Here is a 15,111-nt window from a genome sequence, read left to right on the forward strand (position 1 = left end):
CACTACTGCGCCCGGCGATCAGCGCGCGCCCGTGCTCACGGCGCACCGGCGCCGCCGCCGACCTCCGCGTCGTCCGCGGGAGGCGTCTCGCGTGGCGCGAGGCCGGCGAGGTCGCCGGTGTCACCGAGGCGCACGAGAAAGGGGCGCAGCCGGGTGTAACGGATCGCGGTCACGGAACACGGGTCCACATGGATCCGCTGGAAGAGGTCGAGGTGCATCCCGAGTGCGTCCGCGACCAGGGACTTGATGATGTCGCCGTGCGAGCACACGAGGTACGCCGCCTCGGGGCCGTGCTCGGCGTCCACGCGCGCGTTCCAGTCGCGTACGGCCTCCACCGCGCGCGCCTGCATGGCGCGCATGGACTCGCCACCGGGGAAGGCGGCGGCCGAGGGGTGCTGCTGGACCACCTCCATCAGCGGCTCGTCGGACAGTTCGGCGAGCTTGCGGCCGGACCAGTCGCCGTAGTGGCACTCGCCGATCCGCTCGTCCGTGTGCAGCGGGAGCCCGGGCCGGGCGTCGAGCAGCGGCTGGAGGGTCTCCCGGCAGCGCTGGAGCGGGCTGGAGACGGCGGCGGCCAGCGGGACCGCGGCCAGGCGCGCGGGCAGCGCGGCGGCCTGCTCGGCGCCCCGTTCGTCGAGGCCCACCCCCGGGGTCCAGCCGGCCAGGACGCCGGAGGTGTTGGCGGTGGAACGCCCGTGCCGTACGAGGATCAACGTGGCCATGCCCGTCAGGGTAAGCGTGCCGCGTTGTACGCGGGGCGCGGGGCCGGGGAAGAATACGCGCCGTGATCGTGGACTGCGCCATTTACCGGGACGGACGCCGCATCGAGGGCCCCGCCGACTTCTCCGACGCCTTGGACGAGGCGAGGGACAGCGGCGACGCCTTCCTGTGGATCGGGCTGCACGAGCCGACGGAGAAGGAGTTCGAGCACGTCGCGTCCGAGTTCGGGCTGCACCCGCTGGCCGTGGAGGACGCGCTCAAGGCCCATCAGCGGCCCAAGCTGGAGGTCTACGACGACTCGCTGTTCGTGGTGCTGAAGCCGGTGGTGTACGAGCCGGAGGGCGACACGGTCACCACCGGGGAGCTCATGGTCTTCATAGGCGACTCGTTCGTGGTGACCGTGCGGCACGGCGTGGGCGCGCCCCTCGCGGCGGTGCGCAGCCGTCTGGAGGCGGATCCTGAGGTCCTGCGGCACGGGCCGACGTCGGTGCTCTACGCGGTGAGCGACGCCGTGGTGGACCACTACCTGGACGTGGCGGCGGAGCTCCAGCTGGACCTGGACGAGCTGGAGACCGAGGTGTTCGCCCCGAGCGGCGGCGACTCCCGGAACACCGCGTCGCGGATCTACACCTTCAAGCGGCAGGTGCTGGAGTTCCGCCGGGCGTCGGGGCCGCTGGCCACGCCGATGGCGCGGCTCGCGGAGGCCTCCGTGCCGTTCGTCCACGATCGCGCGCAGCTGTTCTTCCGGGACGTCAACGACCATCTGACGCGTGCGAACGAGCAGGTGGAGGGGCTGGACCGGCTGATCTCCGACATCCTGTCCGCGCACCTGGCGCAGATGGGCGTGCGGCAGAACGACGACATGCGCAAGATCTCCGCGTGGGCGGCCATGGCCGCGGTGCCCACGATGGTCGCGGGCGTCTACGGGATGAACTTCGAGCACATGCCCGAGCTGGCCTGGCCGTGGGCCTACCCGGCGGTGGTCGCGCTGATGGCCGGGGCGGTGTTCGGCCTGTACCGGCTGTTCAAGCGGCGGGGCTGGCTGTAGCGGGGCGGGTCAGAAGGCCGCGGCCGGGGACGGGCCGCCCAGGGCGTTCGGACGGTCGGGGGCCTTGAGGCTGACCGATCTTCGCCAGCCGCCGAGGCGTTCGTACGCGTACACGCCGTGGATGCCCGCGCGCAGTGCCGCGGACTTGGCGGCGGGCCAGCCCAGGATGCGGCCCATGTGCGCCATCACGGCGAGGCTGACGTCGCGGTAGACGGAGAGCTCGGCGAGCGCGCACTCGCGCAGCACGGCGTGGATGGTGCGGCCGTGCCCGGCCCGGGCCAGGCGCAGCAGTTCCTCGTGGCAGTAGGCGAGGTGGTTGTCCTCGTCGGCGGAGATCTGCCGGACGGCCTTGCCGAGGTCGGGGTGGTCGCCGAAGTGCCTCAGGAGCAGGTCCATCTGCTCGGCGGCGCGCTGCTCGGTGACGCGGCTGTGGCAGAGGTAGACGATGACGTCCCGCTCGGTCAGCGGCTCGTCGCGGCGCAGCTTGTCGTGGGCCAGGCCGATCCCGGCGCGCTCCAGGAGCATCGTGTAGTCGGTGGTGGCAGGGACCTCGGCCGGCTCCAGGCGGCGCTTCCTGAGCAGGCCGTGGAAGATCCGGCCGTGCTTGTCCTCGTCCGCGCCGTGCCGGGTGATCTTGGGCGCCAGGTCGCGCATGGTCTCCGGGACGAGCGCGGCGATCCTGCGGTTCTCCCAGCCGCCCTGGGCCTCGCCGCTGGCGGCGATGGAGCAGAAGAGCCGGAACGACTCGTCGTCGTCGAGGATCTCCTGGAACAGACTGCGGGCCGAAAGCATCACTGCCACCTCCACCGGCGCGGGCCACTCCGCAAAGGACGAGTCAAATGCGGTACGGGCCGGTCGGCAACAGCTGCGACGGGCAACTCCGCCGAAAGAAGGAGCGGGGAAGCGCGGACGGCGCGTAACCGGACGGGGGCGCGCGGCGTTGTGCTGCGTGACGGCCGTGGCGGGGATGACCCCGAGCCCCCACCACGGCCGCAGGCTTGTCCGGGCGTCAGGCCAGCCCGGAGCGCTCCAGGGCCTCGGTGCCGGCGCGCAGGGCGGCGACCCGCTCGTCGAGGGTGAAGCCGGCCGGGGCGAGCGTCAGGGTGGTGACCCCGGCCGCCGCGTAGGCCCGCATCCGGTCGGCGATCCGGTCGACCGTGCCGAGCAGCGACGTCTGGTCGATCAGCTGCCGCGGGACCGCGGCGGCCGCGCCCTGCTTGTCCCCGGAGAGGTACTTCTCCTGGATCTCGGCGGCCTCCTTCTCGTACCCCATGCGCTGCGCGAGCTGGTTGTAGAAGTTCTGCTTGCGGCTGCCCATGCCGCCGACGTAGAGCGCGGTGTACGGGCGGAACATGTCGGCCAGCGCGTCCACGTCCTCGCCCAGCGCCAGCGGGAGCGTCGGGCAGACGTCGAAGCCCTCCATCGACTTGCCCGCCTTCTCGCGGCCCGCGCGCAGGTGGCGCACGGCCGTCTCCTCCAGGTGCTCGGCGGAGGGGAAGATCAGCAGCGCGCCGTCGGCGATCTCGCCGGTCTGCTCCAGGTTCTTGGGGCCGATCGCCGCGATGTAGAGCGGGATGTGCTCGCGGTCCGGGTGCACGGTCAGCTTGATCGGCTTGCCCGGGCCGCCGGGCAGCGGCAGGGTCCAGTGCTCGCCCTCGTAGCTCAGCCGCTCGCGGGTCATCGCCTTGCGGACGATCTCCACGTACTCGCGGGTGCGGGCCAGCGGCTTGTCGAACTTGACGCCGTACCAGCCCTCGGAGACCTGCGGTCCCGACACGCCGAGGCCGAGCCGGAAGCGGCCGCCGGAGAGCGAGTCGAGGGTGGCGGCGGTCATCGCCGTCATGGCGGGCTGGCGGGCCGGGATCTGCAGGATCGCCGAGCCGACGTCGATGCGCTCGGTCTGGGCGGCGACCCAGCTGAGCACGGTGGGCGCGTCGGAGCCGTACGCCTCCGCCGCCCAGCACACGTCGTAGCCGAGGCGGTCGGCCTCCTGCGCGACGGCCAGGTTGTCCGCGTCCATGCCCGCGCCCCAGTAGCCGAGGTTGATGCCGAGCCGCATGCCGCTCCCCTTAACTCGTCCGTGTAACTCGTCCGTGTCCTACGGTCTTACTCATCAGTAACGTCCCGTTGCCGGGACTCTAGCGCGGGTCCGTGCGATCCGTCAGGGGGACGTTGTCCACAGGCTCTCTGCGCGTGGGGCCCTGGCCAGTAATCTCAGCGCCCATGGAGCAGAGGCATCTCGGCCGTACCGGCCTGCGCGTGTCCCGCATCGGGCTCGGCACCCTCACCTGGGGCCGCGACACCGACGAGCACGACGCCGCCGACCAGTTGAAGGCGTTCTGGGACGCGGGCGGGACGCTGGTGGACACGGCCGACGTGTACGGCGGGGGCGAGTCCGAGTACCTGCTCGGACAGCTGGTGGAGCGGCTGGTGCCGCGCTCCGACCTGGTGATCGCCACCAAGGCCGGCAGCGTGCCCGACCCCGACCGCCGCTTCGACGGCTCGCGCGGCCACCTGCTCGCCGCCCTGGACGCCTCCCTCCAGCGCCTCGGCACCGACTACGTCGACCTGTGGCAGGTGCACGCCTTCGACCCGGGCACCCCGCTGGAGGAGACCCTCCAGGCCCTCGACCTGGCCGTCAGCAGCGGGCGCGCCCGGTACGCGGGCGTGTCCAACTTCTGCGGCTGGCAGCTCGCCAAGGCCGCCACCTGGCAGCTCGCCGCGCCCGGGACGCGCACCCGGATCGCCAGCACCCAGATGGAGTACTCGCTGCTCCAGCGCGGCGTCGAGCGCGAGGTGCTGCCCGCCGCGCTGGACCTGGGCGTGGGCCTGCTTCCGTCCTCGCCGCTGGGTCGCGGGGTGCTCACCGGCAAGTACCGCGGCGGCACCCCGGCGGACTCGCGCGGCGCCTCCGAACAGCTGGCCCCCTTCGTCGAGCCGTACCTGGACGACGCGGCCGGACGGATCGTGGACGCCGTGGTGATAGCGGCGGACGGACTCGCGACCACGCCCCTCCAGGTGGCGCTGGCGTGGGTCAGGGACCGGCCGGGCGTGGTCGCCCCGATCGTGGGCGCGCGCAACGCGCGGCAGCTCACGGCCGCGTTGTCAGTGGAGACCCTTAGTCTTCCTGACGAGATCTGCCGGGCGCTGGACGACGTGTCTGCGCCCGTGCACCGCTATCCCGATCAGGACTGGAGCACGCTGTGAGCACGGACCCGGAGGACCAGGAGCCCGTCGCCTCCGAGGAGGACCAGGAGCAGCGGGAGACCGCCGCGCCGGAGCCGGCGGAGGACGCCCACGCGGAGGCCGTTGCCGGGGAGGACGCGGCGGACGGCGTGTCCGAGGACGCCGCGCCCGGGGCCGTCGCGGCCACCGCGGAGGCGGACGCCCCGCAGGTCAGCGAGGCGCAGGCCGAGCTGGCCGCCCAGCGCGAGCACCGGGCCAGGATCGAGGAGCGCAAGGCCGATCGGGACGCCCCGATCGCGAGCGGCACCAAGCTGAGCGGCAAGGCCGCGGACCTGCTGGCGGCGGTGCGGGCGGTGGAGGGCGGCTCCAAGGCGTCCGCGTACTTCGACTCCCCCGCACCCCCGCCCGCCCCGCGCAGGCCCTCCGCCGAACCGGCCGCGACCGTGCGCCCGCAGGTGCCCGAGGCGCCCCGGGTACCGGCCCCCGCCGCGCCCGAGGCGCTCGACGCGGTGCGCGAGGTGCTCCGCCGGGGCGGCGCCCCCGAGGCGCTGGCCGCGCCGGCCGCCCGGACGCTCGGCGAGGGCGCGGCGGACGTGCTGCGCGAGGACCCCTGGCAGCTGCTCGCGGTGCCCGGGGTGCGCCCCGAGCAGGCCGACGGGTTCGCCCGGGCCCTGCTCGGCGACGACTGCGGCCCCGGGGACGAGCGGCGCGTGGTGGCCCTGGTCGTCTGGCTGCTGGACCGCGCCGCGCTCCAGGGGCACACGGCCCTGGAGGTGCCGGCCGTCCGCGCCGCGCTGGCGGAGCGGAAGGTGCCGGACCCCGACGAGGCCGTGCGGCTGGCCGTCTCCGAGGGCGCGGTGCTGGTCTTCCAGGAGGAGGACGAGGACGCGGAGTACGAGGAGGACGGCGAGGACGAGGGCGGGGACGAGGACGCCGGGGACGAGGGCGCCGAGGCGGGGGCCGAGCGCGCCGACGTGCCGGTGCTGCTCGGGCTCGACCGGTTCGCCCTCGCCGAGGAGAGCCTGGCCGACGGTCTCGCCCGGCTGGTGAAGACCGCCACCGAGGAGTCCTGGGAGGGCCCGGAGCTGGTGCGGGCCTGCGGCGCGCACGGCCTGGTCGCCCACACCGGCGGCGAGGCGTCCAGGGCGGAGCCGGTGGCACTGGTGGGCGCGGCCCGCGAGCGGGGCCTGAGCGCGCTGGTCGCGGTGCACGGCGAGAACGGGCGGGACCGGCTCGGCGGCGACGCGGTGACCGTGTCCGCGCTGCTGTCCGGCGCCGCCGGGCCCGGCCGGGACGCCGACGGGCTGCTCACCCTGGACGTGCTGGCCGTGCTGGACGCCCCGCAGCTGGACGTGGAGACGGCCGCGATGCTGGTGGAGTCCCTGCCGGACGGCTGCCGCCTGGTGCTCAGCGGCGACCCCGGGGTGCTGGGGTCGGCGGGCGCGGGGCGGGTGTTCGCCGACGTGCTCGCGGCCCGGGCGTGCCCGGTGGTGGCCTCCCGCACCCCGGACCCGGGCCCGATCGGCGAGCTGGTCTCCGGCATCGGCATCGGTGAGCTCGGCCAGGTCGAGGCGCCCGGCAAGGAGGTCGTCATCGTCCCGGTGCGGGACGCGGGCGAGGCGGTGCACCGCACGGTGCAGCTGGTCGCCGACTCGGTGCCCCGGGCCCTGGGCGTGCCCGCCGACCAGACCCAGGTGGTCACCGTGGGCCACGGCGGCTCGGCGGGGACGCGCGCGCTGAACGCGGCCCTGAAGCAGCGGCTGAACCCGGGCCCGGGGCGCTTCGGCGGCTTCGACCCGGGCGACCGCGTGGCGTACTCCCCCGCGCCGGGGCGGACCAGGACCGGCTCCGTGGTGTCCGCGGACGCCGAGGGACTGCGCCTGGAGTGCGACGGCGAGGAGGTCGTCGTACCGAAGGAGGCCGTCGAGTCGGCGGTGCGGCACGGCTGGGCGCTCACCGCGCACCAGGCGGCCGGGATGCGCTGGCCGGCCGTGGTCGTGGTGCTGCCGGGCGACGCGGCGGGCGGTCTGAGCCGGGCGTGGGTCTACACGGCGTTCGGCCGGGGCGAGCGGCACCTGTCGGTCGTGCACGGGGTGGACCAGGCGCTGCCGCGCGCAGTGGCCGAGGTTCCCGCGCCGGACCGTACGACGCGCCTCAAGGAGCTCCTGGCGGGCCTGCTGGCCCCCGAGCCCGCGCAGTGACCCGGGAGCGGTGACACGGGGTCCGGGCGGGGAGCGCGCCGCCGCCCGCCCGGGCCCGGCAGGGGCTCAGGCGCGCTCGGGGTCCAGGTCGTCGGCGAGGTCCTCGTCCTCGTCGAAGACGGCGCTGACGTCGAACCGGCACACCACCTGCTCCGGCACGACCTGGTCGAAGGGCCCGGCCAGCCACTCGCCGGGTTCGGGCAGTTCGTCCGCGGCGCTCACCCAGAGCGTGGAGTCGCCCTCCTCCAGGCCGAACTCCTTGTGCCGGGAGGCGATCTCGTCCGGTTCGTACTCCCCGAAGAGCACGCCGACCGCCGCGTGCACGCTCGTTCCCGCCGCGTCGGTGTCCTCGTCCGGGTCCAGGTCGGCGATGCGCTGCGCCTGGGCGAGCAGCCGCTGCGGCTCCACCACCGCGTAGTCGCGGCGGATCAGCACGCTGAGCGCGTTCGGCTCCTCCGGGCCTCCGTACGGGGGCAGGGCGTCGTCCGCTCCCGGGATCTCGAAGGGCGTGACCTCGTCGTACCGGTCGTAGAGCCGCTCGTCGTACGCCTCCGCCGCGGCGGCAAGGGCGTTGAAGGCGTCGTAGACGGCCGGGTCGTCCTCTCCCGTACGGTTCTCGACCGCCTCCAGGTGGCGGTCGAGTGCGGCCTTGAGCGCCTCGGCGGCGGCGCGTACCTCGGCAGCGGTGGGCTGCGCAGCATCAGACATAGTGCAGACGCTATCCGTACCGGGCCGGTGCCCGCACAATAGATGCGATGCCGGAATACGAATTTGTCGACGTGTACGTGCCACGCGGGGTCTCCCGCAAGGATGCGACCCGTCTCCTGACCGACCATGCCGAGTACGGACACTGGGAGTTGGACCGACTGAGTCTGCACCGGGACGGCAGCCGCAGGGTGCGGCTGCGCCGGCGCATCATCCGCCAGGTGCGCGCCACCTGGTGAGGCGCGCGTGCGCGAGGTGAAACGGGAAGGACGGAGGGGGGGCCCGCGGGGGGGGGGGCCCCCCCCCGGCGGGGGGGCGGGGTCGCGGCGGGGGGGGGGGGGCCGGGGGCGGGGGGGCCCCCCCCCCCGCCCCGGCCACGCCCGCACGAGTGCCTGCCGCCGTCTCGCCCGCCCCACCGCCTGTCCCGCCCGGCTGCTCCCGGCACGCCCCGCCGCCCTGCCCCGCCCCGTTAGCGCGCCCCGCCCCGCCGGCTCAGCTCCACCGCGCGAGCACCCGCGCGATCGCGTCGGCCACCCGGGCCCGCGCCCGGTTCCTGGGCACGCCGCTCATCAGCAGGGCGTCGTACTCGGTGTCCAGGTGCCGCACGGCCGCCCGCACCGCCGCCGTCACCGCGCCCTCGTCGAGCGCCCGCCCGGCCGCCGAGCGCCCCACCCGTCCGCTGCCCCGCAGCGAGGCGTGCGCCGCGATGGCGCGCGCCCGGGCCCGCGGGCAGTACGGGAAGAGCCGCAGGATCTCCGCGGCGAACGCGGCGGCGAACTCCTCGTCCCGCGCGGCCCGGCGCACCGCTTCCCGGGCCCGCCGCCGCGCCCGCGCGTCCGCGTCGGCCAGGCAGGACGCCTCGGCCCGGGCCAGCGCGGCCTCCTCGACGAGCAGGCCCTGGCGTTCGTACCGGGTGCGGCGCCGGTTGTGGCGCACCACCACCGCCCACAGCGAACTGGCCTCCCGGGAGCGGCGGGTGAGGGCCGCGTCGCCGCGCGGCAGGAACACCAGGTGCCCCAGGTCCGCGCAGTCCAGGCAGTACGCCGAGCCGTGTTCGAGGACCACCATGTCCAGCGGCCCCCGGCGGCACTCCGCGCAGGAGCGGCGCCGCAGCGGCTGGACGACCAGCGGCGGATCGACGGCCATGCCCACCCCCCTGGTGCGGCGGCCGACCGGGTACGGTCCTCCGCCGACCCGCGCGCCGCCTACTGTCGGTACCCGCTGAGGAAGCGGCCGATGCGGCTGATCGCGGCGTCCAGGTCGTCGGCGTACGGCAGGGTCAGGATGCGGAAGTGGTCGGGGCGCGGCCAGTTGAAGCCGGTGCCCTGCACCACCTGGATCTTCTCGCGCAGCAGCAGGTCGAGCACGAACTTCTCGTCGTCCGCGATCGGGTGGACCTTCGGGTCCAGGCGGGGGAACGCGTACAGGGCGCCCTTGGGGCGGACGCAGGAGACGCCCGGGATCTCGTTGAGCTTCTGCCAGGCCCTGTCGCGCTGCTCGTACAACCGCCCGCCGGGCGCGGTCAGCTCGCGGATGGACTGGCGTCCGCCGAGGGCGGCCTGGATGGCGTACTGGGCGGGGGCGTTGGGGCACAGCCGCATGGAGGCGAGCATGGTCAGCCCCTCCAGGTAGTTCCTGGCGTGCTGCCGGGGCCCGGTGACGACCAGCCAGCCGGAGCGGAAGCCCGCCACGCGGTACGTCTTGGAGAGCCCGCCGAAGGTGAGGACGACCAGGTCGGGGGCGAGGGAGGCGACCGGGTGGTGCACGGCGTCGTCGTACACGATCTGGTCGTAGATCTCGTCGGCGAACACCAGCAGCTGGTGGCGCCGGGCCAGGTCGAGGATGCCCTCCAGGACCTCCTTGGGGTACACCGCGCCGGTGGGGTTGTTCGGGTTGATGATCACGACGGCCTTGGTGCGGTCGGTGATCTTCGATGCCATGTCCGCGAGGTCCGGGTACCAGTCGGACTCCTCGTCGCACAGGTAGTGCACCGGCTTGCCGCCCGACAGGGCGGTGACGGCGGTCCACAGCGGGAAGTCCGGCGCGGGGATCAGGACTTCGTCGCCGTCCTCCAGGAGCGCCTGGACGGACATGGAGACCAGCTCGGACACGCCGTTGCCGAGGTAGACGTGGTCCACGTCGACGTCCGGCAGGCCCATCGCCTCGTACCGCTGGGCGACGGCGCGGCGGGCGGAGAGGATGCCGCGCGAGTCGGTGTAGCCGTGCGCCTTGGGGAGCATCCGGATCATGTCCTGGACGATCTCCTCGGGCGCCTCGAACCCGAAGAGCGCCGGGTTGCCGGTGTTCAGGCGCAGGACGCTGTGGCCCGCCTCCTCCAGCGCGTTGGCGTGCTCGATCACCGGGCCGCGGATCTCGTAGCAGACGTCACTCAGCTTGCTCGACTGCCGGAACTCCATGCGGGGCGCACCTCCAGGTTGTGGTGTTGCTTGGTTTTACCAAGTCCGAGCTTGGAAAGTCCAACGACATGTCTAGACTGCGTCCCATGCCACCTCGCCGAAGCTACGACCAGTACTGCTCCGCAGCCCGCGCCCTCGACTCCGTCGGCGACCGCTGGACGCTGCTGATCGTCCGGGAGCTGCTCGCGGGACCGCGCCGCTACACCGACCTGCACGCCGACCTGCCCGGCGTCAGCACCGACGTCCTCGCCTCCCGGCTGAAGGACATGGAGGCCGGCGACCTGGTGACCCGCCGCCGCCTCCCGCCGCCCGTCCCGGCGTACGTGTACGAACTCACCGACCGGGGGCGCGCGTTGACCCCGGTCCTGGAGGCCCTCGCGCACTGGGGAGCCCCCGCCCTCGGCGCGCCCCGCCCCACCGACGCGGTGCGCGCCCACTGGTTCGCCGTCCCGCTGCTGGGAGTGCTGCGCGAGCTGGGCGAGGGCACCGTCCAAGTACACCTGGACGAGGGCGAGTTCCACGTCCGTACGGCCGAGGGCGCGTCCGGCTACGGCGAGGGCCCCGCACCTGAGATCCCCGACCTCGTCCTGGTCCTGGACGCCGCCACCTGCCGCGCCCTTGCCTGCGGCGAACTCGGCCTCGCCGACGGCGTGCGCGAGGGCCGGATCGAGGCCGCGGGCCAGGGCCGCCTCGCCGCCGCCCTGCGCGAGGCCGCCACGGTCTGATTGTCGGGCGGCCGGGTCCGAGAGCCACGACGACGTTCCGCCCGCCGCCTCCAGGCTGGAGACCGGCGGCAGGGCCCTCGGCCCACGTCCTAGGGTCGTCCCATGCGCTACGAACCGATCACCGCGGACCGCCTCGCCGACGCCCTGGCCGGGCGGATCGACGGGCTCGTCCCCGGTGACGGCGGGCCCTGGCTCAAGGCCGCCGTCGACGGGGCGCCGGCCGCGCCCGGCGAGGAGCTCGCCGGGCGGCTCGCGGACGCGCTGCGGGCCAGGGGCCGGTCGGTGCGGGTGGTCGGCACGCACGGCTTCCTGCGGCCCGCCTCGCTGCGGTACGAGTACGGGAAGGAGGACCCCGACGCGTACTACGGCGGCTGGTTCGACACCGGGGCCCTGTGGCGCGAGGTCTTCGGCCCGCTGGAGCCTGGCGGCAGCGGGCGGATCCTGCCGGACCTGTGGGATCCGGCCACCGACCGTGCCACCCGCAGCCCGTACGTCGAACTCCCGCCCCAGGGAGTGCTGTTGCTGCACGGCCCGTTCCTGCTCGGGCACTGGTTCCCGTTCGACCTCACCGTCCACCTGAGCCTCACGCCCGGCGCCCTCGCCCGCCGCTCCGAACTGCCCTGGACCCTGCCCGCGTTCCGGCGGTACGAGGACGAGGTCGCCCCGGCCGACGCCGCGGATGTCGTCGTGCGCGCCGACGACCCGCGCCACCTGGCCTGGAGCGGGCTGCCGAAGGAGCCCCGTACTCCCCAGGAGGACACGACCTAGCCCCGGGGCCTGCCGCCCACCGAGCCCACCGCCTCCGCCCCGGCCCGGCACCCCGCGCGGGCCGCCTCCGCCGGGTCCGCGCCCGCCAGGCGCGCCGCCAGGAACGCCCCCGTGAACGCGTCGCCCGCGCCCGTGGAGTCCACCGCCCGCACCTCGGGCGCCGCCACCCGCTCCACCGCCGCGCCCTGCTCGGCGACCAGCGCGCCGGCCGCGCCGAGCGTGACGGCCACCAGCGGGAACCGGCGGCTCAACTCGGCCGCCGCGTCCGCGGGTTCGGCGAGTCCGGTGAGCAGCCGTGCCTCGTCCGCGTTCGGCAGCAGCACGTCGGCGCCCTCGACCGAGGCCAGGAACCGGTCCACGCCCAGCGCGCCGACGAACCCCGCCGAGGCCGGGTCCACGCTCACCGGCACCCCGCGGTCCCGGGCCGCCGCCAGCGCCAGGCGCGCGGTGGCCCGGCTGGTGTCCGCGAAGAACATGTACCCCGACACGTGCAGGTGCGCGACCCCGTCCAGGAGGTCCTCGGACCAGTCCCCGGGCGCCAGCCGCAGCGCCGCCGCGCTGTCGGTGAGGAAGGTGCGCTCGGCGCCCGCGTCGACCAGGGCGATCACCGTCGCGGTGGGCGCGTCCGGGTCGGCGACCAGCAGCGGCCGGACGCCCGCGGCCCGCAGCGCGTCCGCGTGCCAGTCGTGCGCGTCGGTGCCCACCCGGGCGAGCAGCCGCACCTCCTGGCAGCCCCGGCTCGCCGCCCAGCAGGCCGCGTTGGCGCCCGCGCCGCCCGGCAGCGTGCGGATGCGGGCGGCCGTGTCGGTGGCCGGGGCGAGCGGCTCGGCGTGCCGGGCGACCACGTCGGTGACGACGTCCCCGACCACCAGCAGGCCCCTCACGCGTACGCCGCCGCGATCCGGGCCGCCAGCCGTACGTTGCCGCGCACGGCCGCCAAGTTCGCCTCCAGGGAAGCCCCTCGGGTCTCCCGGGTCAGGTACGCCAGCAGGAACGGCGTGACCGCCTGGCCCGTCACCCCCCGCTCCCGCGCCTCGGCCAGGCCCCGCGCGAGCACCCGGTCGTGCAGCTCCGGGTCCAGCTGGTCCGCCTCGGCGACCGGGTTGGCGACCACCACCGCCGAGCGCGGCCCGCCCAGCGCGTCCTGCGCCCGCAGCACCTCCGCCACCTGCTCGGGGCCGTCCACCGTCCAGTCCACCGGCTCGCCCGAGGACGCCAGGTAGAAGCCGGGGAAGTGCCGGGTGCCGTGACCGAGAACCGTCACGCCCAGGGTCTCCAGGCGCTGCAGCGTCGCCGGCACGTCCAGGATCGACTTCACGCCCGCGCACACCACGGCGATCCCGCTGCGCGCGAGCAGCCGCAGGTCCGCGGACTCGTCCTGGGTCTCGGTCCACCCCCGGTGCACCCCGCCGAGCCCGCCCGTCGCGAACACCCGCAGCCCGGCCCGCTCGGCCAGGAACGCGGTCGCCGACACCGTGGTCGCGCCGCTCGCCCCGGTCGCCAGGGCCGGGGCGAGGTCGCGGTGGCCGAGCTTGCGCAGCCCGGTGTCGGCCGCCACCCGCTCCAACTCGCCCTCGTCCAGGCCCACCCGGGCGCGGCCGTCGAGCACGGCGATGGTCGCGGGGACGGCGCCCCCCTCCCGTACGAGCCCCTCCAGCTCCCGGGCGACGGCCAGGTTGCGGGGGTGGGGCAGGCCGTGGGCGATGATCGTCGACTCCAGGGCGACGACGGGGCGTCCTGCGTCGAGCGCCGCGCGCACTTCCTCGGACACGTGTACCGGTGTCATAGCCATGTCCCCATCCCTGGCGCACCGGCCCGCACGGCAAACCTGACGGTCAGGGCGTGCGGCCCGCCAACGCCCGCCCCAGGCGCACCAGTCCCTCCCCGATCTCCCCGGGGGAGTGCGTGGTGAACGACAGCCTGAGCGCGCCCCGGTCCGGCTCGCCGCAGTAGAACGGCGCCCCCGGCACGTACGCCACCTCGTGCCCGATCGCCACCCCCAGCAGCTCCGTCGCGTCGTACCCGCCGGGCAGGCTCGCCCACACGAACATGCCGCCCGAAGGACGGTTCCAGGTGCTGCCCGGCGGCAGCGCGGCCGGCAGCCCGGCGAGCATCGCGTCGCGGCGCTCGCGGTAGGCGTCCCGGATCACGCCGATGTGCGCGTCCAGGTCGCTGTCGTGCAGGTAGCGCGCCGCGGCCGCCTGGTCGATGGTCGAGGTGTGCAGGTCCGCGGCCTGTTTGGCGATCACACAGGAACGCCTCAACCCCTGGGGCGCGCGCACATATCCGAGCCGCAGACCCGGCGCCATGATCTTGGAGAACGAGCCGAGCAGCACGGTGCGGTCCGCGGCGGCCGGAAGCGACGCGATCCACGGCTCGGGCGCGCCCTCGAAGCGCAGCTCCCCGTACGGGTCGTCCTCCACGATCCAGAAGCCGTGCCGGGCCGCGAGCTCCGCGACCGCGCCGCGCCGGTCCGGCGGCAGGGTGCGGCCCGTCGGGTTCTGGAACGTCGGCACCAGGTAGAGCAGGGTGGGGCGTTCGCGCAGCACGGCCTCCTCCAGGGCCGCGGGCACGATCCCGTCGTCGTCGGTCGCCACCGGCACCACGCGGGCGCCCGCGAAGCCGAAGGTCTGCAGCGCCGCCAGGTAGCAGGGGTCCTCCACCAGCACCACGTCACCGGGCTCGATCAGCGCGGTGGTCAGCAGGGTGAGGCCCTGCTGCGAGCCGGTGGTGACGAGCAGGTCGTCCGGCCCGGTGGCCAGGCCCCGCCCGGTCAGCCGCCCGGCGACGGCGGCCCGCAGCGCGGGGTCGCCCTCGGTCGTCGAGTACTGCAGCGCCCGCCGGGGCGACTCGGCCAGCACCCGCTCGTACGCGGCGCTCAGCCCGGCCACGTCGAACAGTTCCGGGGCGGGCAGGCCGCCCGCGAAGGAGATCACCTCGGGGCGCTCGGTCAGCGCCAGGATCTCGCGCACGGGCGACGCCCCCACGGAGGCCACCCGCGCGGCGACCGGTGGCACCGGGGCGGCGGAGGAAGGACGGGCGGCGTGCGCGTCGGCGCCGAGCGGGGCAGCGGGATACATGGCCGGAGCATATAGATGGGCGGGTGAATCCGGCCACGGGTGTGGTCCCGCAACATCCCTGCGGGCGGGGTGAGCCGACGGTGGTCCGTCCACCCGGCTGTACGACGTCCTGGACCGTGCCTGCGGAATCGGTACCGACGTGCGCACCGCGCCGGGCGAACTGCGCCGCGTGCTGCGGCCCGGGGGACCCGCTGTCGCCGTCCGCGTGAGGAACGGCGGGTGCGGCGGCGCACCGCCACCCACCGGGCGCTGACCCGGTCC

Annotated in this window: 15 protein-coding genes; 6 read left to right on the forward strand and 9 right to left on the reverse strand. The window is 75.1% G+C overall.

Annotation, left to right across the window (positions count from 1 at the left end; translation table 11 throughout):
- Positions 1 to 35: 35 nt before the first annotated feature.
- Entirely contained in the window at positions 36 to 722 is a 687-nt protein-coding gene (locus ABT160_RS10860; protein ID WP_351646201.1) for a histidine phosphatase family protein, read from the reverse strand.
- A 53-nt stretch (positions 723 to 775) separates the two neighbouring features.
- Between ABT160_RS10860 and ABT160_RS10865 the strand changes: the two genes are divergently transcribed.
- Positions 776 to 1,768 carry a magnesium and cobalt transport protein CorA gene (locus ABT160_RS10865; protein ID WP_351646289.1) on the forward strand — a complete coding sequence of 331 codons (993 nt, stop codon included), beginning with the start codon at positions 776 to 778 and terminating at the stop codon, positions 1,766 to 1,768.
- Between the two features lie 9 nt (positions 1,769 to 1,777).
- Here ABT160_RS10865 and ABT160_RS10870 read toward each other — a convergent pair whose 3' ends face one another.
- Both ABT160_RS10870 and ABT160_RS10875 read right to left on the reverse strand, forming a co-directional pair.
- Positions 1,778 to 2,560 (reverse strand): ferritin-like domain-containing protein, encoded by a 783-nt coding sequence (locus ABT160_RS10870; RefSeq protein WP_351646203.1) that lies wholly within the window; start codon positions 2,558 to 2,560, stop codon positions 1,778 to 1,780.
- 217 nt (positions 2,561 to 2,777) lie between these two features.
- Positions 2,778 to 3,827, reverse strand: a complete 1,050-nt coding sequence (locus ABT160_RS10875; RefSeq protein WP_351646204.1) for an LLM class F420-dependent oxidoreductase — start codon at positions 3,825 to 3,827, stop codon at positions 2,778 to 2,780.
- 164 nt (positions 3,828 to 3,991) lie between these two features.
- Here ABT160_RS10875 and ABT160_RS10880 point away from each other — a divergent pair, with 164 nt between their 5' ends.
- Complete coding sequence (locus ABT160_RS10880) at positions 3,992 to 4,975, forward strand: aldo/keto reductase (RefSeq protein ID WP_351646205.1); 984 nt, start codon at positions 3,992 to 3,994, stop codon at positions 4,973 to 4,975.
- Positions 4,972 to 7,155 (forward strand): helix-hairpin-helix domain-containing protein, encoded by a 2,184-nt coding sequence (locus tag ABT160_RS10885; RefSeq protein WP_351646207.1) that lies wholly within the window; start codon positions 4,972 to 4,974, stop codon positions 7,153 to 7,155. The genes ABT160_RS10880 and ABT160_RS10885 overlap by 4 nt, the downstream gene beginning before the upstream one ends.
- Before the next feature lie 66 nt (positions 7,156 to 7,221).
- Here ABT160_RS10885 and ABT160_RS10890 read toward each other — a convergent pair whose 3' ends face one another.
- Positions 7,222 to 7,863, reverse strand: coding sequence for a hypothetical protein (locus tag ABT160_RS10890; RefSeq protein ID WP_351646209.1), 642 nt, complete (start codon positions 7,861 to 7,863; stop codon positions 7,222 to 7,224).
- Positions 7,864 to 7,910: 47 nt separating this feature from the next.
- Here ABT160_RS10890 and ABT160_RS10895 point away from each other — a divergent pair, with 47 nt between their 5' ends.
- Positions 7,911 to 8,099: a DUF5703 family protein gene (locus tag ABT160_RS10895; RefSeq protein WP_030907692.1), complete on the forward strand. Its 189-nt coding sequence runs from the start codon at positions 7,911 to 7,913 to the stop codon at positions 8,097 to 8,099.
- 253 nt (positions 8,100 to 8,352) lie between these two features.
- On the opposite strand, the gene ABT160_RS10900 is transcribed toward ABT160_RS10895, so the two are convergent.
- Entirely contained in the window at positions 8,353 to 9,006 is a 654-nt protein-coding gene (locus tag ABT160_RS10900) for a DUF2293 domain-containing protein (protein ID WP_351646211.1), read from the reverse strand.
- 59 nt (positions 9,007 to 9,065) lie between these two features.
- Complete coding sequence (locus tag ABT160_RS10905; protein WP_351646213.1) at positions 9,066 to 10,277, reverse strand: pyridoxal phosphate-dependent aminotransferase; 1,212 nt, start codon at positions 10,275 to 10,277, stop codon at positions 9,066 to 9,068.
- Between the two features lie 86 nt (positions 10,278 to 10,363).
- Here ABT160_RS10905 and ABT160_RS10910 point away from each other — a divergent pair, with 86 nt between their 5' ends.
- On the forward strand, positions 10,364 to 11,002 hold the full coding sequence (locus tag ABT160_RS10910; RefSeq protein WP_351646215.1) for a winged helix-turn-helix transcriptional regulator: 639 nt from the start codon (positions 10,364 to 10,366) through the stop codon (positions 11,000 to 11,002).
- A gap of 102 nt (positions 11,003 to 11,104) precedes the next feature.
- Positions 11,105 to 11,770 (forward strand): nucleoside/nucleotide kinase family protein, encoded by a 666-nt coding sequence (locus tag ABT160_RS10915; RefSeq protein ID WP_351646217.1) that lies wholly within the window; start codon positions 11,105 to 11,107, stop codon positions 11,768 to 11,770.
- Here ABT160_RS10915 and ABT160_RS10920 read toward each other — a convergent pair.
- The 3 genes from ABT160_RS10920 to ABT160_RS10930 are packed head-to-tail and all read right to left on the reverse strand — an operon-like array spanning position 11,767 to position 14,850.
- Entirely contained in the window at positions 11,767 to 12,654 is an 888-nt protein-coding gene (locus ABT160_RS10920; protein WP_351646219.1) for a carbohydrate kinase family protein, read from the reverse strand. The two genes, ABT160_RS10915 and ABT160_RS10920, sit on opposite strands and share 4 nt — an antisense overlap.
- Positions 12,651 to 13,562: a pseudouridine-5'-phosphate glycosidase gene (locus ABT160_RS10925; protein WP_351646220.1), complete on the reverse strand. Its 912-nt coding sequence runs from the start codon at positions 13,560 to 13,562 to the stop codon at positions 12,651 to 12,653. Before ABT160_RS10925 ends, ABT160_RS10920 begins: the two co-directional genes overlap by 4 nt.
- A 43-nt stretch (positions 13,563 to 13,605) precedes the next feature.
- Complete coding sequence (locus ABT160_RS10930; protein ID WP_351646221.1) at positions 13,606 to 14,850, reverse strand: aminotransferase-like domain-containing protein; 1,245 nt, start codon at positions 14,848 to 14,850, stop codon at positions 13,606 to 13,608.
- Positions 14,851 to 15,111 lie beyond the last annotated feature (261 nt).

The sequence above is a fragment of the Streptomyces sp. NPDC001941 genome (assembly GCF_040296945.1).
Lineage (GTDB): Bacteria > Actinomycetota > Actinomycetes > Streptomycetales > Streptomycetaceae > Streptomyces.